General features: G+C 73.8%; 20 protein-coding genes and 1 riboswitch. Of the genes, 6 read left to right on the forward strand and 14 right to left on the reverse strand.

The window, feature by feature from the left end; genetic code table 11:
- The 3 genes from HF577_RS30690 to HF577_RS30700 all read right to left on the reverse strand — a co-directional run.
- Positions 1 to 322, reverse strand: a 322-nt coding sequence (locus tag HF577_RS30690) for a methyltransferase (RefSeq protein WP_211175083.1), incomplete at its 3' end; no start/stop codon positions are given.
- Positions 323 to 364: 42 nt separating this feature from the next.
- Positions 365 to 1,390 carry a ferritin-like domain-containing protein gene (locus tag HF577_RS30695; RefSeq protein WP_246267607.1) on the reverse strand — a complete coding sequence of 342 codons (1,026 nt, stop codon included), beginning with the start codon at positions 1,388 to 1,390 and terminating at the stop codon, positions 365 to 367.
- A gap of 184 nt (positions 1,391 to 1,574) precedes the next feature.
- Complete coding sequence (locus tag HF577_RS30700; RefSeq protein WP_169399487.1) at positions 1,575 to 2,573, reverse strand: serine/threonine-protein kinase; 999 nt, start codon at positions 2,571 to 2,573, stop codon at positions 1,575 to 1,577.
- A 213-nt stretch (positions 2,574 to 2,786) separates the two neighbouring features.
- Between HF577_RS30700 and ligD the strand changes: the two genes are divergently transcribed.
- Positions 2,787 to 3,776 (forward strand): non-homologous end-joining DNA ligase, encoded by a 990-nt coding sequence (gene ligD, locus HF577_RS30705; RefSeq protein WP_246267608.1) that lies wholly within the window; start codon positions 2,787 to 2,789, stop codon positions 3,774 to 3,776.
- A 19-nt stretch (positions 3,777 to 3,795) separates the two neighbouring features.
- Here the strand turns inward: ligD and HF577_RS39930 are convergent, their stop codons facing one another.
- From HF577_RS39930 to HF577_RS30730, 5 genes are all read right to left on the reverse strand, one after another.
- On the reverse strand, positions 3,796 to 4,968 hold the full coding sequence (locus HF577_RS39930) for a zinc-dependent alcohol dehydrogenase (RefSeq protein WP_169399488.1): 1,173 nt from the start codon (positions 4,966 to 4,968) through the stop codon (positions 3,796 to 3,798).
- A 22-nt stretch (positions 4,969 to 4,990) separates the two neighbouring features.
- Positions 4,991 to 5,914 (reverse strand): SRPBCC family protein, encoded by a 924-nt coding sequence (locus HF577_RS30715; RefSeq protein ID WP_312859483.1) that lies wholly within the window; start codon positions 5,912 to 5,914, stop codon positions 4,991 to 4,993.
- A 113-nt stretch (positions 5,915 to 6,027) separates the two neighbouring features.
- Entirely contained in the window at positions 6,028 to 6,303 is a 276-nt protein-coding gene (locus HF577_RS30720) for a hypothetical protein (RefSeq protein WP_169399486.1), read from the reverse strand.
- The gene (locus tag HF577_RS30725; protein WP_169399489.1) at positions 6,290 to 6,709 is read right to left on the reverse strand and encodes a DUF3618 domain-containing protein; all 420 of its coding nucleotides are present in this window, start codon (positions 6,707 to 6,709) and stop codon (positions 6,290 to 6,292) included. Before HF577_RS30725 ends, HF577_RS30720 begins: the two co-directional genes overlap by 14 nt.
- Entirely contained in the window at positions 6,706 to 7,083 is a 378-nt protein-coding gene (locus HF577_RS30730) for a phage holin family protein (RefSeq protein ID WP_312859484.1), read from the reverse strand. The genes HF577_RS30725 and HF577_RS30730 overlap by 4 nt, the downstream gene beginning before the upstream one ends.
- Positions 7,084 to 7,326: 243 nt before the next feature.
- On the opposite strand from HF577_RS30730, the gene HF577_RS30735 reads away from it, so the two are divergent.
- The 3 genes from HF577_RS30735 (at position 7,327) to HF577_RS30745 (ending at position 8,911) form a co-directional block, all read left to right on the forward strand.
- Positions 7,327 to 7,779 (forward strand): DUF4383 domain-containing protein, encoded by a 453-nt coding sequence (locus tag HF577_RS30735; RefSeq protein WP_169399491.1) that lies wholly within the window; start codon positions 7,327 to 7,329, stop codon positions 7,777 to 7,779.
- Positions 7,780 to 8,050: 271 nt separating this feature from the next.
- The gene (locus HF577_RS30740) at positions 8,051 to 8,587 is read left to right on the forward strand and encodes an ATP-binding protein (RefSeq protein WP_169399492.1); all 537 of its coding nucleotides are present in this window, start codon (positions 8,051 to 8,053) and stop codon (positions 8,585 to 8,587) included.
- A gap of 39 nt (positions 8,588 to 8,626) precedes the next feature.
- Positions 8,627 to 8,911 (forward strand): DUF6343 family protein, encoded by a 285-nt coding sequence (locus HF577_RS30745; protein ID WP_169399493.1) that lies wholly within the window; start codon positions 8,627 to 8,629, stop codon positions 8,909 to 8,911.
- A gap of 8 nt (positions 8,912 to 8,919) precedes the next feature.
- Here the strand turns inward: HF577_RS30745 and HF577_RS30750 are convergent, their stop codons facing one another.
- Together HF577_RS30750 and HF577_RS30755 are read right to left on the reverse strand one after the other, a co-directional pair.
- Positions 8,920 to 9,582 carry an HAD family hydrolase gene (locus tag HF577_RS30750; RefSeq protein WP_169399494.1) on the reverse strand — a complete coding sequence of 221 codons (663 nt, stop codon included), beginning with the start codon at positions 9,580 to 9,582 and terminating at the stop codon, positions 8,920 to 8,922.
- 61 nt (positions 9,583 to 9,643) lie between these two features.
- Positions 9,644 to 10,222 (reverse strand): TetR/AcrR family transcriptional regulator, encoded by a 579-nt coding sequence (locus HF577_RS30755; RefSeq protein ID WP_169399495.1) that lies wholly within the window; start codon positions 10,220 to 10,222, stop codon positions 9,644 to 9,646.
- A gap of 85 nt (positions 10,223 to 10,307) precedes the next feature.
- Between HF577_RS30755 and HF577_RS30760 the strand changes: the two genes are divergently transcribed.
- Positions 10,308 to 11,189 carry an SDR family oxidoreductase gene (locus HF577_RS30760; protein WP_169399496.1) on the forward strand — a complete coding sequence of 294 codons (882 nt, stop codon included), beginning with the start codon at positions 10,308 to 10,310 and terminating at the stop codon, positions 11,187 to 11,189.
- A gap of 96 nt (positions 11,190 to 11,285) precedes the next feature.
- Here HF577_RS30760 and HF577_RS30765 read toward each other — a convergent pair whose 3' ends face one another.
- The 4 genes from HF577_RS30765 to HF577_RS30780 all read right to left on the reverse strand — a co-directional run bounded on the left by HF577_RS30765 (position 11,286) and on the right by HF577_RS30780 (position 16,815).
- Positions 11,286 to 12,242, reverse strand: coding sequence for a methionyl-tRNA formyltransferase (locus HF577_RS30765; protein ID WP_169399497.1), 957 nt, complete (start codon positions 12,240 to 12,242; stop codon positions 11,286 to 11,288).
- A gap of 93 nt (positions 12,243 to 12,335) precedes the next feature.
- Positions 12,336 to 13,694: an aminotransferase class V-fold PLP-dependent enzyme gene (locus tag HF577_RS30770; RefSeq protein ID WP_312859485.1), complete on the reverse strand. Its 1,359-nt coding sequence runs from the start codon at positions 13,692 to 13,694 to the stop codon at positions 12,336 to 12,338.
- Positions 13,695 to 13,730: 36 nt separating this feature from the next.
- Positions 13,731 to 13,846: riboswitch (SAM riboswitch) on the reverse strand.
- Positions 13,847 to 13,945: 99 nt separating this feature from the next.
- Complete coding sequence (locus HF577_RS30775) at positions 13,946 to 15,442, reverse strand: pyridoxal-dependent decarboxylase (RefSeq protein ID WP_169399498.1); 1,497 nt, start codon at positions 15,440 to 15,442, stop codon at positions 13,946 to 13,948.
- Complete coding sequence (locus HF577_RS30780; RefSeq protein WP_169399499.1) at positions 15,442 to 16,815, reverse strand: alpha/beta hydrolase family protein; 1,374 nt, start codon at positions 16,813 to 16,815, stop codon at positions 15,442 to 15,444. The genes HF577_RS30775 and HF577_RS30780 overlap by 1 nt, the downstream gene beginning before the upstream one ends.
- A gap of 152 nt (positions 16,816 to 16,967) precedes the next feature.
- Here HF577_RS30780 and HF577_RS30785 point away from each other — a divergent pair.
- A partial coding sequence (locus tag HF577_RS30785; RefSeq protein ID WP_169399500.1) for an MFS transporter occupies positions 16,968 to 18,133 on the forward strand: 1,166 nt, incomplete at its 3' end.

Genomic DNA, 18,133 nt, shown 5'->3' on the forward strand with positions numbered 1-18,133 from the left:
GGGCGGGAACGTAGGGCGGGTTGGCCACGACCAGCCCGAAGCGCCGCCCGGCCACCGGGGTGAACAGGTCACCGCGGTGGACCGTGACGGGCGCCCCGTGCAGCCGGCTGTTCAGCCAGGTGGCCACCACCGACCGCAACGACAGGTCGACCGCGGTGACCGAGGCGGCACCGGAGCGGGCCGCGGCCACGGCCAGCGCCCCGCTCCCGGTGCCGATGTCGAGCACATCACGGCCGGCGGCGAAACGGCCGCGGCGCATGATGTCGATCAGCATCTGGCTGTCACTCTCGGCCCGGTACACCCCGGGTGGCCGCAGCAGCATCACCTTCGCTCTGTGCCCGCTGACCGGAACCCCAAACGCGCATCAGTCCACATCGGCCACGTTCTTCGCGATCGCTGCGTACCGCGTCTGCGCTGCCGAGATGACTCCCGAGCGGTTCTTGTGGTTCTGCTCGAAGGCGATCATGGTGGTCAGATCGGCGGGGGTGGTCAGCTCGCGCAGTGCGGCGATGGCGTTCTGCGCCGTCATCTCCTCGTAGTGCTTGATCGGCAGCTCGGACGCCTTGAGGCTGCCGAGGTCGGCCCGCGTCTCCCGCACCACGTCGGCCACGCCGTCGGCGCCCTCGCGCGCGGCGACCCGCTCGGCCTGCTGCAGCGCCGCGTCGCGACCGGCGGTGGCCACCTCGCGGGTGCCGCTGCCCAGCTGTACGACCTTGCCCGCCACGTCGCTGACGGCGTCGCGGGCCTGCTCGCCGGTGCGGTAGGCGATGTGGACCGCGTGGTTGACCCGCCCGACCGCGAAACGCGTCGGCAGGCCCACGGCGTGGACCACCCCACCTGCCACCCGCTGCAGCGGGGTGGGGGTCAGCGCGGCCGGCCCGCCCAGCGCCTCCTCGGCGAGCACGGTGGTGAGCCACTCGACGGTGGCGGTGTGGGCGGTGACGAGGTCGTCGGCGAGCTTCTCGACGGCCGGAAGGTCGGCCTGCTCGGCGAGTACCCGCAGGTAGCGGGCCCGGTCGAGCAGCTGGTGCTCGAGGCTGAGGTCGCCGAGCAGCGCCTCGTCGATCGGCTGGGCCTGCTCCAGGGTGCTCTTGACGAGGGCGAGCACGCGGCCCAGCGCGGGCGTCACGACGTCCGGTACGGCGTGCAGGGTGTGCAGCTGGTCGGCGATCCGGCGGGCGCGCCGCACGGCGTTGTCGCCGTTCTGCCGCAGCTCGCGGCGCACGGCATCGGTGCGGGCCTGAGCGACGCGGAACCTGGCGATCTGCGCCTCGGTGTGCGTGAGCTGCTCGAGCGCGCGCAACTGCGTGACGACCGTGTCGGTCGCGACGGTCTTCGTGGCCATCTGCCTGGTCGCGGTCTGCCTGGTCGCGGTGCTGGTGTTCGCCATGGTGGCGCTCAGTCCTCTCGTGGTCGGGGCCGGGTATGTCCGGGGTGCCCGCCTGCGGAGCGGCTCACGCGCCGCGACCGTGTGAGCACGCTCTCGGGTGGTTGCGGTGACCGGGCGGCGAGCGGTCCTTCGGCCGGTCAGGCCTGCGCGGGACCAGCCCGGCGCGGCATCGGAACGGCGGCGTTCAGTCCTCGTCGAGGCGGGCCCGGGCCCTGGTGGTGCGCGCGGCGGCGGCCCCTGCGGCCCGGGCCGCGGCCTTCGCGGTGGCGTCCGCCTCCCGGGCCGCCGCGGCGGCGGCCCGGTCCCGGTCACGGGCGGCCTCCAGCTCCGCGGTGAGTTCGGCCACCCGGTCGCGGGCGGCGTCGCGCTCCTCCAGGGCCGCGTCACGGGCATCCTCGGCGGCCTGTTGCTGCTCGCGCGCCGCCTCCTCCTCGGCTTCCGCCTCGGCGAGGGCTCGTTCCCGCCGCTCCCGCTCGGCCCGCTCCCGCTGTGCCGTCTCCTGTTGGGCCCGCTCCTGCTGGGCCCGTTCCCGGTCGGCGTGCTCGGCGCCGGCCGGTTCCGCGTCGACGCGGACGGCCCGCAGGGGTGGGGCGTCCGCGCGGGGCGCCGGTACCGGCCGGGCATCGGGGTCGGCATCCGGCCCGAACCCCGTGTAGCTGACGGTGCGGGTCAGCCGGCCCGACCGCACCTGTGCCGCGATGTCGGGCCGGGCGAGCGCGGCCTCGAGGATGCCCTGCAGGTCCCGCAGCACGCTCTCGGCAGCCGGGTCACCTGCCTCCATCGCGAGGCGGCCCGCCTCACGTGCCATGGCCGCGACGAGCTGGTGGCGCGTGCTCGACAGCCGGCGCAACGCCGCGCCGTCCAGGGTGCGCTGGGCGTCGGCAAGGCCGGTGGCGAGCCCGAGGAGCCCGTCGAGCTGCTCGCGGCGATGCCGGGCGAGCAGGTTGGCCAGCCAGGCGGCCCGGGTGGGACGGCGCAGCCGGCCGATCGCCTTGGCGAGCTCGCGCTCCCCGCTCTCGCGGGCGCGGGCCGCGGCGGCGTCCCGCTCGGCGACGAACTCGTCGGGCAGCACCCCGTAGAGCTCCTCGGCGACGGCGTCCAGCGCCGTCCCGCCGCTGCCGGCAGTACCGGCGCTGACGTCGGCGGGCTCGCTGTCCACGGTCAACCCCGGCTCGTCCGGCACGGGGCGACCCTAGTGCGATGGCCAGAAACGGCAACGTTCCTGGCCATGCAGGGACATGTGGGGGAACAGCCCTCCCCGATTGCGCACGCAACGGTTACCGTGAGGCAGCGCGGAGCCTGCGGAACCCCCGATCCGCTCTCCGTGCCCGGCGGCCGCTTCCCCACCCCTCGAGAAGCGGCCGCCGGACCAGCGCAAACGCGCTACCGTCGGCGGATGACCGGGTCGGTACCTGAGCTCGCGCTGCCGGAGCCCGTCGCCCCGATGCTGGCCACCCCGGGCCGACCCCCCGCAGGCCCGGGATGGGCGTTCGAGTTCAAATGGGACGGCGTGCGGGCGGTCACGGGCGTGGCGGGTGAGCGCTTCCGGGCACACAGCCGCCGCGGCAACGAGGTCACCGGCGCCTATCCGGAGCTCGCCGACCTCCCCGGCCTCCTCGACGGGCGCCCCGCGCTGCTCGACGGCGAGGTCGTGGCGCTCGACGCCGGCGGCCGGCCCGACTTCGGCCTGCTCCAGCACCGGATGCACGTCCGCGCGCCCGCGCCGGAGCTCATGGACCGCATCCCCGTGTCGTACGTGGTGTTCGACGTCCTGCACCTCGACGGCGTGCCCCTGGTCGGTGAGCCCTACGACCGGCGGCGCGCGGTACTGGAGGAACTGGGGCTGGCCGGGCAGCGGGTGCGGGTGCCGCCTGCCACCGCGGGCATCGGCGGCGAGCAGCTGTTGCAGGTGGCCCGCGACCACGGGCTCGAAGGGGTGGTCGGCAAGCGCCGCACCGCGCAGTACGAGCCGGGCCGCCGGTCGTCGGCGTGGGTCAAGACCGCGCTGCTGCACACCCAGGAGGTCGTGATCGGCGGTTTCACCGCGGGGGAGGGACGCCGCAGCGCCAGCCTCGGCGCGCTGCTGCTCGGCGCCTACGACGAGGACGAGCGCCTGCGCTACCTCGGCCACGTCGGCACCGGGTTCACCGAGACAGCGCTGCGCCACCTGCTCGGTGAGCTGGGCCCCCGGCAACAGCCCGCGAGCCCGTTCGACGAGGAGGTGCCGCGGGAGGAGGCGCGCAAGGCCCGGTGGGTGCGTCCCGAGCTCGTCGGCGAGGTGGTCTACCGCGTGCTCACCGCCGAGGGGAGGCTGCGCCACGCGGCATGGCGCGGCCTGCGCCCGGACAAGGCCCCGGAGGAGGCGCGCCTCCCCGCCCCCGCATGACGCGCGGTGCGTCAGCGAGTCAGGGGGTCAGAACGACCTTGATGCACTCGTCCTGCTTGTTCTTGAACATCTCGTACCCCTGCGGGGCCTCGTCCAGTGCCATGCGGTGGGTGATCACGAAGCTCGGGTCGAGGTCGCCCTGCTCGATACGCGCCAGCAGGGGCTCCATGTAGCGGTGCACGTGGGCCTGGCCCGTGCGCAGGATGAGTGACCGGTTCATGAACGCCCCGATCGGGAACTTGTCCATCAGCCCGCCGTACACACCGATCACGGACACGACCCCGCCGCTGCGGCAGGCGAGGATCGCCTCGCGCAGCGCCGTCGGTCGTTCGGTCTCCAGGCGCGCGGCCTGCTTGACGCGGTCGTACGCGTACAGCGCCGAGGCGGCGTGACCCTCGAGGCCGACGGCGTCGATGCAGGCGTCCGGCCCGCGGCCCCCGGTGAGCTCCTGCAGTGCCTCGAGGACCGGCGTCTCGGCGTAGTTGACGACGTCGGTGGCCCCGGCCTTCGAGGCCGCCATGTCGAGGCGTTCGGGGAAGCGGTCGATCGCGATCACCCGCTCGGCTCCCAGCAGTCTCGCGCCGGCGATCGCGAACTGCCCGACCGGTCCCGCTCCCCACACCGCGACGACGTCACCGGGCGAGATGTCGCACATCTCCGCGCCCATGTACCCGGTGGGCAGGATGTCGGAGAGGAAGAGCACCTTCTCGTCGGGGATGTCGCTGGTGATCTTCAACGGACCGATGTCGGCGAACGGGACGCGGACGTACTCGGCCTGCCCACCGGCGTAGCCGCCCAGCATGTGCGAGTAGCCGAAGATCCCGCAGGGGGAGTGGCCCATGAACTTCTCGGCGATCCCGGCGTTGGGGTTGGAGTTCTCGCACACCGAGGTGAGCCCGCGCTCGCAGGCGTTGCACGCGCCGCACGCGATCGGGAAGGGGACGACGACCCGGTCACCCACGCTCAGGTTCGGCACGCCGCTCCCGGTCTCCACGACCTCGCCCATGAACTCGTGGCCGAGGATGTCGCCCTTGCGCATCGTCGGGACGTAGCCGTCGTAGAGGTGCAGGTCGGAGCCGCAGATCGCGGTCGAGGTGACCTTCACGATCGCATCGCGGGAGTTGAGGATCCGGGGGTCGGGGACGTCCAGGACCTCGACGCTGTTACGGCCGGTCCAGCAGTTCGCACGCACGGATGGGGTCCTCTCGCTCTGGTCAGCTCGACGGGGACAGCGGCTGCGCGGGGCGCTGGCGAAGCTGCCGGGACGCCGTGGTGCCCTCGGGGCTGCCGTCGCTGAGCACGACCTCGCCGGTCTCCAGCACCTGCTTGAAGCGGCGCAGGTCGTCGTGGATCTGCTGGTCGGGGCTCTCGCCGAACATCTTCGCGACCGTCGAGCCGAGCCGGCCGGCAGGCGGGCGGTACTCGATGGCGACGTGCACCTCGGTGCCGCGGTCCCCGGGAGCAGGCTGGAACCGGACCCGGCCCGTGGTGGCCACGGCCGAGCCTTCCACCGAGCGCCACGCGATCAGCTCCTCGGCGGTGTGGGCGGTGATCTCCGCCTCCCAGGTCACCTCGACGCCGGCAGGCGCCTTCGCCGTCCACCGCGACCGGTCCGAGCCCAGCAGGGTCACGTCCTCGAGATGGGCCATGAAGCGCGGCAGGTTCGTGAGGTCGTGCCAGTAGTCGAAGACCTCCCCGACCGGCCGGTTCACGGTGATCGCCGCCTGCACGGAGAGCTCGTCGGAGCGCAGGCCACCCCCGGTGGCGCGGCGTGCGGTCGCGACGTCGGCCGCGGCCACCCCGAGCACGGCCGCTGCGGCGGCGAGCGTGCGCGTGCGGCGGGCGGGATGGCGGGCCGCAACCGTGCCGAGCAGGGCGAGGTCCACGACGTCTCCGGCCACGCGGGCCCACAGCCAGGGGCCCGGCGCTGAGCTCGAACCGACGCCGAGGCCCGCCGCCAGCTCCCGGACCCCGCAGGCCCAGCGGGTGACGAGGCGGCTCGTCGGGCTGTCGTCGGCGCCGACGAGCTGCGCGACGGCGCCCGGTGCCCCTACCTGTGCACTGCCGAGTCCGAGGCTGAACAGGGCGAGCCCCGTCGCCCCCCGCCGGGTCCTGCCGTCGCTCGTCCTGCGGTCCACCGCGGTCCTCCTCGCGCAGCCCGGTCCGTCCGGCTGCCGTGTCCGGGGTACCCCGCTGCCGGTCGGTGACACCGCACGAGCGGGTGGGACTCCGCCCGGGGACGGTGGTCTGCTCAGGTGTCGTTCTCGCCGGGGTTCCAGTCGTTGGCGACCGCCATGTCGTGCTGCGCCCGGCTCATCTCGTCCCCGCTCATCCCCGCAGGGTCCTCCGGGTCGTTGCCTGCCCCCGCGGCGGGAAGGTCGGTGCGGGTGGGCGGGTCGTCGTCGGCCGGGGGTTCCGGGTCGGCCCACTCCTCGCGGTTGGACCCGCCGGGGCCCAGCTGTCCGGCCAGCTCATCGGCCAGTGCGTCGTCCTCGCGAGGGCTGTGCTTCGAGCTACCGCGTTCCATTGCCGTCCTTTCCGACGTCTGCGAGGGTCGCTGCGATACCTGCGGCCTTGCGCCGTCGCCGCGCCTTGCGTCGCCGCAGCCGGCTGATCAGCAGGTAGCTCAGCACGAGCGCGATCCCGGCCACGAGCCCCGGCCGGTCGCGGAGTGCGGCCTCCACGGTGGGCGCCTTCTCGGCGATCACCTCCCGCGCCTGGGTGACCTGCTCCTGCACCCGCGCCGTCGTCTCCTCGCGCTTCGCCCGTACGCGGGCGGGCACGTCGACGCGGTGGGCGAGCTCCTCGACCGTCTCACCGAGCTCGGCGCGCAGGGTGTCGAGCTCGTCGCGCAGCTCCTCCGGGCTGCGCTCGGCGCCAGAGGCCGCGGGTGTGCTGCGGGGCGCCGGGTCGGCCGGGTGGGAGCTGGTCATCGCTGCACCGCCTCCTTCACCGTGCGGACGTCGCGCTGGACGCTGTCCACGGCCTGCTCGGGGACGGGTGGGGTGGCGCCGCGCAGCTGGTTGCGGCCGAGCAGCGCGAGCACCCCGGCCACGATCAGCAGCACGACGCCGATCAGCAGAGCCGACAACCACAGCGGGAGCACGAGGGCCAACCCGGCGATCGCGGCCGCGATGAGGGCCGCGACGCCGTACAACGCCACGATCCCGCCTGCTCCGGCGAGCCCGGCACCCGCTCCGGCGCGCTTGCCCTTGGCGGTGAGCTCGGTGCGCGCCAGCTCGAGCTCGCCGCGGATCAGCTCGGAGAGCTGTGTCGACAACCGCTTGACGAGCTCGCCGGTCGGCACGTCGGCGGGGTCGACGGGGAGGGGCGTACTCCGGGGATCGGCGAGTCCGCCGGATTCGGCATCGCCGCTCTGCCCAACTGTCTGCGGGGTCATGCCGATGGCTACCCGCAGACGCAGCGGCCCTAACGCTGTGCGCCCCCCGCGTCACCCGGGCGCCACCGCGTTTCGGCATGCGGGTGAGGGGTATGTGCCTCCCTGTCCGCATACCGCGGATGTTCCTTTTCGCACAGATCGGAGGAGCCGATGTCCGGCTCAACCACCACCCCACGGACACGTCATCCGGTCCAGGTGGCCGCCTCGGTCGTCAGCGTGGTCTTCCTGCTGATCGGGGTGCTCGGCTTCATCCCCGGCGTGACCACGAACTACGACCAGCTCGGGTTCGCCGGGCACGGGTCCACGGCCTTGCTGCTCGGACTGTTCATGGTCTCGGTGCTGCACAACCTCGTGCACCTCGCGTTCGGAGTCGTCGGGCTGGGGATGGCCCGCACCGCCGCCGGAGCCCGGAACTACCTGGTCGGCGGCGGCATCGTCTATGCCGTCCTGTGGCTCTACGGCCTGCTGATCGACCACGGCAGCAGCGCGAACTTCGTGCCCGTGAACAACGCGGACAACTGGCTGCACCTCGTGCTCGCCGTCGCCATGATCGGGCTGGGCGTCGTGCTCGGGCGCGACCTCAGGGCCACCGCCAGGCGGTGACGGCGACGGCCGGGCCCGCGGCGACACGCCACGATCGTGCCCAGCACTGATCGGGTACACCGGGACAGGACGGCCGAAAACGGTTCGCCCTGGTGAGGCGGGGGGTTCCCGGGTCCGAGGCCGGACGGACGGCGGCGGAGGGTACGGGTGCGTCGTTCGCGGACCCCGCGACGGCGATACGGTCCACGGGTTACCCGCCTCCGGTCGTCGGGTCGCGAGCCCTGACCTGGAGGCGGAACGAGGTCGGGGCCGAGCGTGGAGAGCGAGGATCATGGATCAGGACGCCCCCGGGCACGTCGAGTTCGTGCACCGGAGCTGGCCTGCCGACCCGGAACAGCTGGTCATGATCCGACGTGAGCTGAGCAGCTGGCTCGCTCCGCTCGCGTTGACCGAGGACGAGGTCGCGGACGTCGTGCTCGCGGTGGACGAGGCGGCCGCCAACGCGGTGCGGCACGCCTACGGCCCCGACGAGTCCGGGGCGGTCGAGCTCACGCTGTGGACCGAGCCGGGCACGCTCAGCATCGAGGTGGTCGACCACGGGAGCTGGCGCCCGCCCGCCGGGGAGTCGGAGCAGGGGGGCCACGGCATTCCGCTGATGAACCGGATGTCGGAGTCGGTGCTCATCCACTTCGACGGCCGGGGGAGCCGGGTGCTACTGCGCCACCGCATCCCCCAGGCCGAGGTGTCGGTGTCCCAGCCTCCCGGGCTCTCGGTGTCCCAGCCTCCCGAGCTGCGGGTCGCCGAGCCCGACGGCTCGGGGACCGCCGGATCGGCGAGGCATCGGCTCCCGGACGAATCGACCCCCTGAACCCGTGACGTGCCCGGCCGGGCGGGGTACTCCCGGCTCATGGCCGCCGATGAGCCCCGTCGTGATCGTTCCGACTACGAACGAGGTCTGCCGGGGTACCACGACCCCACCTCCGGGATGGGCGGTGCGGCGCCCGCTCGGAGCGCGCTGACGCTGCGGGCCGTGCTCGCGGTGTTCGGGCTCGTCTTCGCCGGAGGGGCGGCGTGGCTGGGTTTCGCCGCCGGGCTGCCGGTGCTGGGGTGGGTGATGGTCGTGGTGGCCGTCATCGCCCTCGGTGACCTCGCAGTGGTCCTGTACCGCAAGCGCCGGGGGGAGCCCGGCTGACGCCGGCCCTACCGGCGCCCGGCGAGCAGCGTGTCGTCGAGGCGGTGCAACAGCTCCTCGGGGGAGTCGAAGACGTCCTTCGCCCCGGCCTCGCGCAGCTCGGCGGCGGAGAAGCCGCCGCTGCGCACGGCGTACCCCGGCGCGCCGAGCGCCTCGGCGGCGCGGAAGTCCCACACCGAGTCCCCGACCAGCACTCCGGCGGTCCCGTCCACGGCTCGCAGCGCCGCCTCCAGGAGGTCGGGCGCGGGCTTCGTGTGCTGCACGTCGGCCGAGCTGGTCCAGCCGTCGGCCAACGACTTCCCGTCGAACAGGCCGAGGTAGTGCTCGACCTGATCCGGTTTGCCCGAGCTCGCCAGCACGATCCGGAAGCCACGTTCGCGGACCGCGCCCAGGAGCTCCGCCACCCCCGCGAAGGGCTGCACCTCGTCCAGCATCGGCGCGAACTCCTCGGCCCACGCGTCGCGCAGCTCGTCGCCGAGCCGGGCCTCCACGTCGTCGGACGTGACGGCGCCGACGAGCTGGTCGCCGCCCATGCCGATCGCCCGGTGCAGCTGCCAGACCGGCACGGTGATCCCGTACCGGCGGAAGGCCCGGAACCAGGCGAGCGCGTGCTGGTAGTTGGTGTCGACGAGCGTGCCGTCGACGTCGAACACGGCGGTATCGAGATCCACGGGTGGCGGGTACCCGATGGCCCGGCGGCGGAAGCGCCGACGAGGGGGTGGGGTTGTCCGGTCAGCCCAGCGACGAGCTCGCGGCGCGCAGCTCGTCGAGGGCCTTCAGGAGGTAGGTGGCGAAGCCGTCCCCGGGCGCACGGTCGCCGTCGGACCATTCGGCGTACCCCCGCTTGAAGGCGAGGACGCCGAGCTCACTGGCGAGGGCGGCGGTCGGGTCGGGCACGCCGCGGGCGAGGAGGGCAGCGGTCATCGCGGCCGCGAGGCTGACGCTCTTGAGGGCGTCGCGCTCCTGAAGTTCGGCGCTGGCGGCGACGGCCGCCTTCAGCCGGGGGGCGATCTCGCGGCTCATCGGGCCCATCGCGGTCGATGCGCGCTCGAGGCCGGCGGCGACCGCCTCGAGGGGGCCGGCATCGGCGGGCGCCTCGGCGATGCCCTCGGCCAGCAGCCGGCTCAGGGTCTCCTGCCCGGCGACCAGCAGCTCACGTTTGTCGGGGAAGTGCCGGAAGAAGGTGCTCTTGGTGACCCCGGCGCGCTCGGCGATCTGCGCGACCGTGGTGGCGTCGTAGCCCTGCTCGGTGAACAGGTCGACCGCCGCCACGACGAGGCGTTCGCGTGCCCCCGGTTCCCACCGACCCATGGAGGCAGCATAGGTGATGGGACTGTGGTCCCATCATCCTGTTACGGTGATGGGACAAGAGTCCCATCACTTCGCGGGAGAGCCCATGAACGTCTTCATCACCGGCGGTACCGGTCTGATCGGATCCGCCGTCGTCGCCGAGCTTCTCGGGCACGGCCACACCGTCCTCGCACTCGCCCGCTCCGACGCCTCCGCGCAGGCCGCCTCGGCCGCGGGCGCCGAGGCGATTCGGGGAGGACTGGCCGATCTCGACGTCCTGCGCGCCGGCGTCGCCCAGGCCGACGGCGTGATCCACCTGGCTTTCGCGAACGACTTCAGCAGCGCCCGAGCCCTCGCGAACGCCGTCGCCGAGGAAAGCGCCGCCCTCACCACCCTCGGTGAGGCACTCGTCGGCAGCGGCCGTCCCTTCGTCGCCTGCTCGGGCACGCCCGCCGTGCCGGGCCGCGCCTCCACCGAGGCCGACCCGATTTCGGCCGAGGGCCCGGTCGGTGGTCGCGGTCGTGCCGTCAGGGGAGTCCTGGGCCTGGCCTCGCGCGGGGTCCGGAGCTCAGCCGTCCGCCTGCCACGGACCGTCCACAACGAGGGCGCGGGCGGGTTCGCCGGTGTGTTGACCGGGATCGCGCGTCAGAACGGAGTGTCCGGCTACCCGGGCGACGGCACCCAGCGCTGGCCTGCCGTGCACGCCCACGACGCCGCAGTCCTCTTCCGGCTCGCCCTGGAGCAGGCGGAAGCCGGCACCTCCTGGCATGCCGTGGGCGACGAGGGCGACCGGGTGCGTGACATCGCTGCCGTCATCGGCCGCCGGCTGGGCCTGCCCGTGGAGTCCGTGCCGGTGGAGACCTACGGCCCCCTCGGCGTCATCTTCGCGGCCGACCAGCCCTCGTCCAGCGCCCACACCCGGCAGGCCCTCGGCTGGGAGCCGAAGCACCCGAGCCTGCTGGAGGACCTGGAGAACATCCAGCCCTGACCGGCGGTCCGGGACACGGGTCCCCGACCCTGACCGCACTCACGTTCACGGGCGACTCGCGGACGGAAAGCGGGCGACTCGCGGGGTGGCCGGGTGTCAGGGGGCGGGGTGCGAGGTGAGGTAGCCGCCCATCCGCGTGAAGTACTCGGTGGCCGCGAGGTCCTGGCCGTCGTCGGTGCGGACCCGGTGGATCACCAGGCCCGGGTTGCGTCCGCGCCGCGCGTCGGCGCCTGACACCACCACGACCCCACCGGCACCGTCGCGGACGAAGATGCGTCCGGGCGTTCCGCCGTAGGGGGCGTCGGTGACGCCCGCGGCGAGCACCCGCAGCCGGGTGCTCCCGTGGAAGCAGTAGGCGTTGGGGTAGGGGTCCACCTGCGCGCGCACCAGGTTGGCGATGTCCCTCGCGGGCCAGCTCCAGTCGATCCGGTTGTCCTCGTCGCTGCGGCGGTGGAAGTAGCTCGCCCGGCTGCGGTCCTGCGGCTGCCAGTCGGTGCGCCCGGTGGCCAGCCGCTCCAGCCCGGCCACGGTGATCGGCCCGAACATGGCCAGGGTGCGTTCGAACAGGTCCACCACGGTGTCCTCGGCGCCGACCGGGGTGGCCCACTGCACGACGATGTCCCCGGCGTCGAAGTCGCCGTTCATCATGTGTGCGGTGACCCCGACCTCCGGCTCACCGTTGATCAGCGCCCAGTTCAGCGGCGCGAAGCCCGCGTAGGCGGGCAGCAACGCGTCGTGCACGTTGAGCGTGCCGAGCCGGGGGAGGGAGAACACGGCGGGCGAGAGCCACGTGCGCCAGTTGGCCACCACCATCGCGTCGGCGTGCGCGGCCCGCACCCGCTCGGCGACCTCCTCGTCGTCGGCGCGGTTGCGCACCAGCACCGGGATGGCGTGCTTGGCGGCCAGCTCGGCCACGGAGTCGTTGAAGATCGTCTCGTACGGGTTGTCGCTCTCCGGGTGCGTGACGACCAGCGGGACGTCGTGCCCGGCCGCAAGCACCGCGTCCAACGTCCGGTGGCCCCACGTCATGTAGCCGAACACGACGACGCGCATCCAGCGCTCCCTCCCTGCGACAGGTGATCGGGAGGAGGATAACGGAAGGTTAGGTATGCCTGTCCAATGTTGCCGGTGGGCGAGGGCCCGGCCTTACTCGGAGCTGCAGGCGGAGGCGCCCGTGCCGAGCACCAGGGTGCCGATGACGCCGAGCGGGTCGTGCTCGCGCGGGTCCGGGGTGGGCACCCACCGCCCGTCGACCACGCCGTACGTCCAGCGGGCGCCCCGCGTCGTGAGCTGCTGCAGCGCCGCCACCAGCCGGTCCACGTGCTCCGCCGTGGTGCTGATCCCGATGCTCGCGCGCAGCGCCTCACCGCTCTCCCCGCAGAGCTTGAGCAGCAGGGGGTGGGCGCAGAAGCGCCCGTCGCGGACGCCGATCCCGTGCTCGGCGGACAGGTAGGCGGCCACCAGGCCGGCGGGCCGGTCCGGGAGGGTGAAGCTGTGGACGGCGACCCGGTCGGTGCTGTCGGGCCAGATCCGCAGCGTCCGCAGGCCGGGCACCGTGGCCAGCCCGGCCGCGAGGCGGTCCGACAGGGCCTTCTCGTGCGCGTGGGCGGCCCCGTCGAGCAGCGGTGCGAGCGTGCGGCAGGCCTGCGCGAGCGCCGCCGCCCCGACCACGTTGGGCGTGCCGCCCTCGTGGCGGTGGGGCGCGGCCGCCCAGACCGTGCGGTCGATCCGTACCTCCCGCACCGCGCCGCCTCCCGCGAGGTACGGGGTGCCCTCGTCGAGCCAGTCGCGCCTGCCGACGATCGCGCCCGCGCCGTAGGGCGCGTAGAGCTTGTGGCCCGACAGCGCCACGTAGTCGATGCCGGTGGCCGCGAGGTCGACGCGCCGGTGCGGTGCGAGCTGGGCCGCGTCCACCACGACCCGGGCGCCCGCCCGGTGCGCGATGTCGACGAGCCGCTCCAGCGGCAGCGTCTCACCGGTCACGTTGGAGGCTCCGGTGACGGCCAGCAGCGCCACCGGTGCCGACGCCAGCGCGGCCTCGAGGTCGGCGAGGGTCTGCTCCACCGTCTCGGCGACCCGCAGCACGCGGTGGGCACCCACCTGCCACGGCAGCTGGTTCGCGTGGTGCTCCACGTCCAGGCAGAGGACCGGGCCCGGGACGCAGCCGGCGAGCAGGTTCAGCGCGTCGGTGGTGTTGCGTGTGAACACCACCACGTCGTCGCTGCGCGCCCCGACGAACTCGCCGACGGTGACGCGCGCCGACTCCAGCAGCGCGGTGCTCACCTGGGACGCGTAACCGGCGCCGCGGTGCACCGACGCGTAGTACGGCAACAGTTCGGCGACGTGGGCCGCCACGGACTGCAGTGCCGGCGCGCTGGCGGCCAGGTCGAGGTTCGCGTAGGCGATGCTCCCCCCGGTGACCAGCGGCACCTGGAGGTCGGCGCCCACCACGCCGGGCAGGTCGGCGGCGCGGGCGGCAGCGGAACGGGCGAGTACGAGCGTCACAGCGGTCTCCTGGGAAGGGGACCCGCACCGGATGCGGATCCGCGCTTGCCACCGGGCACCCCGCCCGACGGCCTGGTCGTCACCCGGAGCACCCCGCCGCGGAGGAGGGTTGCCGGCCAGCGAGCCGGGGCTTGACGCTGGCGCTCATGACCTGGTGTGGACGTTACGACGGCCGCCGAGCGATCGTCAAGTTGCCCCTCCCGGCAGCCCGCCGCCGCCGGCGGCGCCACCGATCGAGGGCGGCAACGCGGTCACCCAGAGGTCGCCGGATCGACACGGTCGTCCGAGCTCTTCGTGAGACAACCTGCAGCTTCCGTCCGGAGCCGCTTCCACAAGGCTTTGACGTGCGAAGACTCCGTGGTGACCGATCCGATCGCCACCCGGATGGCGTAGCGTCCGTCGACGACGATGTGGGTGAGAAAGGCGGTGCCCGAGGCGTTGACGCGCTCGAGCACCGTGCGGGTCGCGTTGTCGTCGGCCTCCGGTCCGGCGCCGGTGACGACCCGCAGGCACACCAGGGAGAGCGATGGTTCCGCGGCAAGGGTGAAGCCGGGGTCGGCGCGCACCAGTCCGGCCAGCTCGTCGGCGAGCGCCACATGGGAGCGGATGTGCTCACGCAGCCCCGAGAGCCCGTGGCCGTGCACGACGGCCCACAGCTTGAGCGCACGGAACCGGCGCCCGAGCGGCACCTGCCAGTCCCGGTAGTCCACGACCGCGCCGGACTGGGTCGCCGCGTTGCGCAGGTACTCCGGGGTGATCGAGAGTGCGGCCGGGAGAACAGCGGCGTCACGCACCCACAGCAGCGAGGCGTCGAACGCCGTGAGCAGCCACTTGTGGGCGTCGGTGCAGAACGAGTCGACGAGCTCGACGCCGTCGAGCAGGTGGCGGTGCTCGGGACACAGCGCCGCCACGCCCGCCCATGCGGCGTCGACGTGCACCCAGGCCCCTTGCCCGGCAGCGGCACGCGCGATCTCCCGCACGGGGTCGACCGCGCCCGTGCCCGTGGTGCCGACCGTGGCGCAGACCAGCACCGGTCGGAGCCCGGCGTCGGCGTCGGCGCGCATCGCGTCGGCCAGCGCGGTGGGCGACATCGCGAGCGAGCCGGGGGAGGGCTCGACGATCCGCAGCGCCCGCGCCCCGAGCCCGGCCACACGCACGGCCTTGGCGAGCGAGGAGTGCGTCTCGGCGGTGACGTACACCCGCTCGGTGCCGTCGACGCCCCGCTCCTGCCACTCGGGGGAGCTGCGGTTCAGGGCGGCCAGCAGCGCCACCAGCGCGGCGGAGGACGCCGAGTCCTGGATCGAGCCGCCTCCGCCTCCCGTGAAGGCGAACTCCGGGCCCAACCCGAGCGCAGCGGCCAGCCCGTCCAGCAGTACCTGCTCGACCTCGGTGGCCGCCGGCGACGTCGTCCACAACATCCCCTGTGCGCCGAGGCCACCCGAGAGCATGTCGCCGAACAGCGAGTGCAGCGACGCGTTGGCCGGGAAGTAGCCGAAGAAGCCGGGATGCTGCCAGTGCGTGCTCGCCGGCACCACCACCCGGTCGACCTCGTCCAGAAGGGCCGTCAGCGGCCGCGGCTCCTCCGGCAGCCCGGGCGACAGCAGCGTTGCCGACAGCTGCTCGCGCACCCGCCCGGGCTCGACGTCGGGTCGCACGGGCAGGTCTGCGAGGCCTGCCCGGTACTGCGCGATCCAGTCGACGACCGCGTAGCCGAGCCTGCGGAACTCCTCGGGGTCGAGGTCGGACATCAGAAGCGCTCCCGCATCCATCCGGAGACGAGGTCGAGCACCTCCGGTGAGACCGTCGTCTCGATCGTCGAGTACTCGGTGATCGCGCCGGTGGCGGCGGGCTGCATGAGGTGGTTCAGCGCCGGGAACGTGCGGATCGTCGTGTCGGGGTCGCCGGCGAGCAGCGTCCGCAGTGCCGGCTCGCTCTGTGTGGGCGGCACCTGGAGGTCCTTGCCGCCGTAGAACGCGAGCACCGGAACCCGCAGCGCCCGCAGCGCGGGGGCCGGGTCGTAGGTGAGGACGGCGCGGTACGCCGGGGTGGCCGGCAGCTGCGCCTCGGTCTCCTCCGGTGTCGGGCGCTGGTCCTCCGGCAGAGCGGCGGTCTGCGCGGCGACCCGGTCCCGGGCGAGCTGCCGGGCCCCGTCGTAGTTCCCGGCCCGCAGCATCCCGCTGAGCTTGCGCACGTAGTCGATCTGGGCCTGGACCTGCTCCGGCGGAGCGCCCGCCTGCTGGAAGAGCAGGCGGTTCTGCAGGACGAGCACCTCCTCGCCCGAGACGGCGGGGGCCGCCATCAGCATGACGAACGCCACACCGGCGCCCGGTTGCTGTGCCACCAGCGGGGCGAGGTAGCCGCCCTCGCTGTGCCCGAACAGCCCGATCCGCGTGGGATCGATCTCGGGGCGGCTGCGCAGGAACGCGAGCCCGGCGAGCGCGTCGCCGGTCAGGTCGTCGTAGCTCGCCTGCTGCAGATCGCCGGTCGAGCCCCCCACGCCGCGGTCGTCCACCCGCAGCACGGCGTACCCGGCGCGCGTGAGCGTGTCGGCGAGCAGCAGGAACGGCTTGTGTCCCGCGATGGTCTCGTCGCGGTCCTGCGCGCCGCTCCCGGTGATCATCAGGACGGCGGTGAAGGGTCCGCCGGTCGACGGGAGGGTGAGCGTCCCGGCCATGGTCAGGTTGCCGCTCGGGTACGTCACCTCCTCGCTGCGGTAGGGGAACGGCGGCTTCGGCTCCTGCGGCCGCCCCGGCGTGGGCAGCGCGCCGCGGGACAGCGTGAACGGGACGGTCTGGCCGCCCTGGCTGTAGCTGCCGGTGATCGTCCCCGCGTCGCTCAGGGTGCCGTCGAACGTGGCCCCGCCCGGGACGTCGGGCAGCCGGAACGTGACCGCCTGACCGTCGAGCCGCACGTCGTGCAGCGCCAGCGCGCGCAGGCCCTGGGCGGGGAGGTCGAAGGTGCCACCGTCGCCTGCCAGGCTCACCCCGAAGTCCAGCGGCGTCCCCGGGGTCTGGATGCTGCCGTGCCAGTCGCCGCTGATGTCCGGCGGTGCCTCCGCCGCGGGCGCGGAACATGCGGCGAGGAACAGCACCGCGATGAGCCCGAAGATCGTCCGTCGCATCCGCACACCGTAGTGACGGCCCGGACCACCGGATTCATCGGCGCGGGAGGCGCCGACGGGACGGCCGGGAGCGACCCGGCGAAACACCTGGAGTGACCGTTCTCACCGCGTTTCGTGCAGCGCGAGCGCGCGTGACGGACCATGGTCTGTCGGTGAGCACGGAGACGCGCCCCGGCGTGGGGGAGCGGAGCCGGCTGCGGTTGCTGCAGCTGGCCGCCTTGACCAGCACCGTCGACCGTTTCGCCATCGCCCCCCTCCTCGTGGTGATCGGTCTCGACCTGAAAGCGCCGCTGTCGGCCGTTGCCGCGGTCGCGAGTGCGTACTTCCTGGCCTACGGCCTCATGCAGCCCGTGTGGGGGATGATCAGCGACCGCGTCGGGCGGGTGCGGGTGATGCGCCTGTCGCTGCTCGGCGCGGCACTCGCGGGCGTCGGCTCGATGCTCGCCCCCAACCTCCTGGTCCTCGGTCTGACGCGCACGCTCGCCGGTGGCTGCTTCGCCGCGCTCATCCCGGCCACCCTCGTGTACGTCGGTGACATGTGGCCGGCCGCCGTGCGCCAGCGCCCCCTGTCGGACGTCCTGGCCGCGTCCTCGCTGGGTATCGCCGTCGCGACCGCGGGCGCGGGACTGCTCGCCGACCTGCTCCACTGGCGGGCGGTGCCGGCCGTGACGGGCGTGGCCGCCGCCCTGCTCTGGGTCGCGCTGGCCCGGCTCCCGGAGCCCGACCGCGAACCCTCCACCGGCAACCCGCTGCGCTCGGTGGCCAGGGTGCTGCGCAACCGGTGGGCGCTGGTGGTCTTCGCACTGGTGTTCGTCGAGGGCATCGTGGTTCTCGGCGTCCTCACCTACCTGGCGCCCGCCGTGCAGGCCCTCGGGTCCTCGGCCGCGCTGGCCGGGCTGGTGGCGGCGTCGTTCGGGGTCGGGGCGCTCGCGTGGTCGCGCCTGGTGCGCTCGCTCGTCGGACGCTCGTCGGCGGGCGGGCTCGCCACCATCGGAGGCGCCCTGCTGGTGGCCGGCTGGGCCGTCCCCGCCGTCGCGGTCAACATCGCGACGGTGACGGTCGCCGGGCTGCTGCTGGGTGGGTCGTGGGCGTTCCTGCACACCACGCTGCAGAGCTGGGCCACCGAGGTGGTGCCCACGGAACGGGCCACGGCCGTGGCCCTCTTCGCCGCACTCCTGTTCCTCGGGAGCTCGGCCGGCACCGCCGCCGTCGGTCCGCTGGCCGACTCGGGGGCGTTCGGGACGGCGTTCCGGCTGGCACTGGTGGTGGCGGTGCCGCTCGCGCTGGCGGCCGCGCTCGCCCGCACCCGCTACGGCAC

The sequence above is a fragment of the Pseudonocardia xinjiangensis genome (assembly GCF_012911925.1).
Lineage (GTDB): Bacteria > Actinomycetota > Actinomycetes > Mycobacteriales > Pseudonocardiaceae > Pseudonocardia > Pseudonocardia xinjiangensis.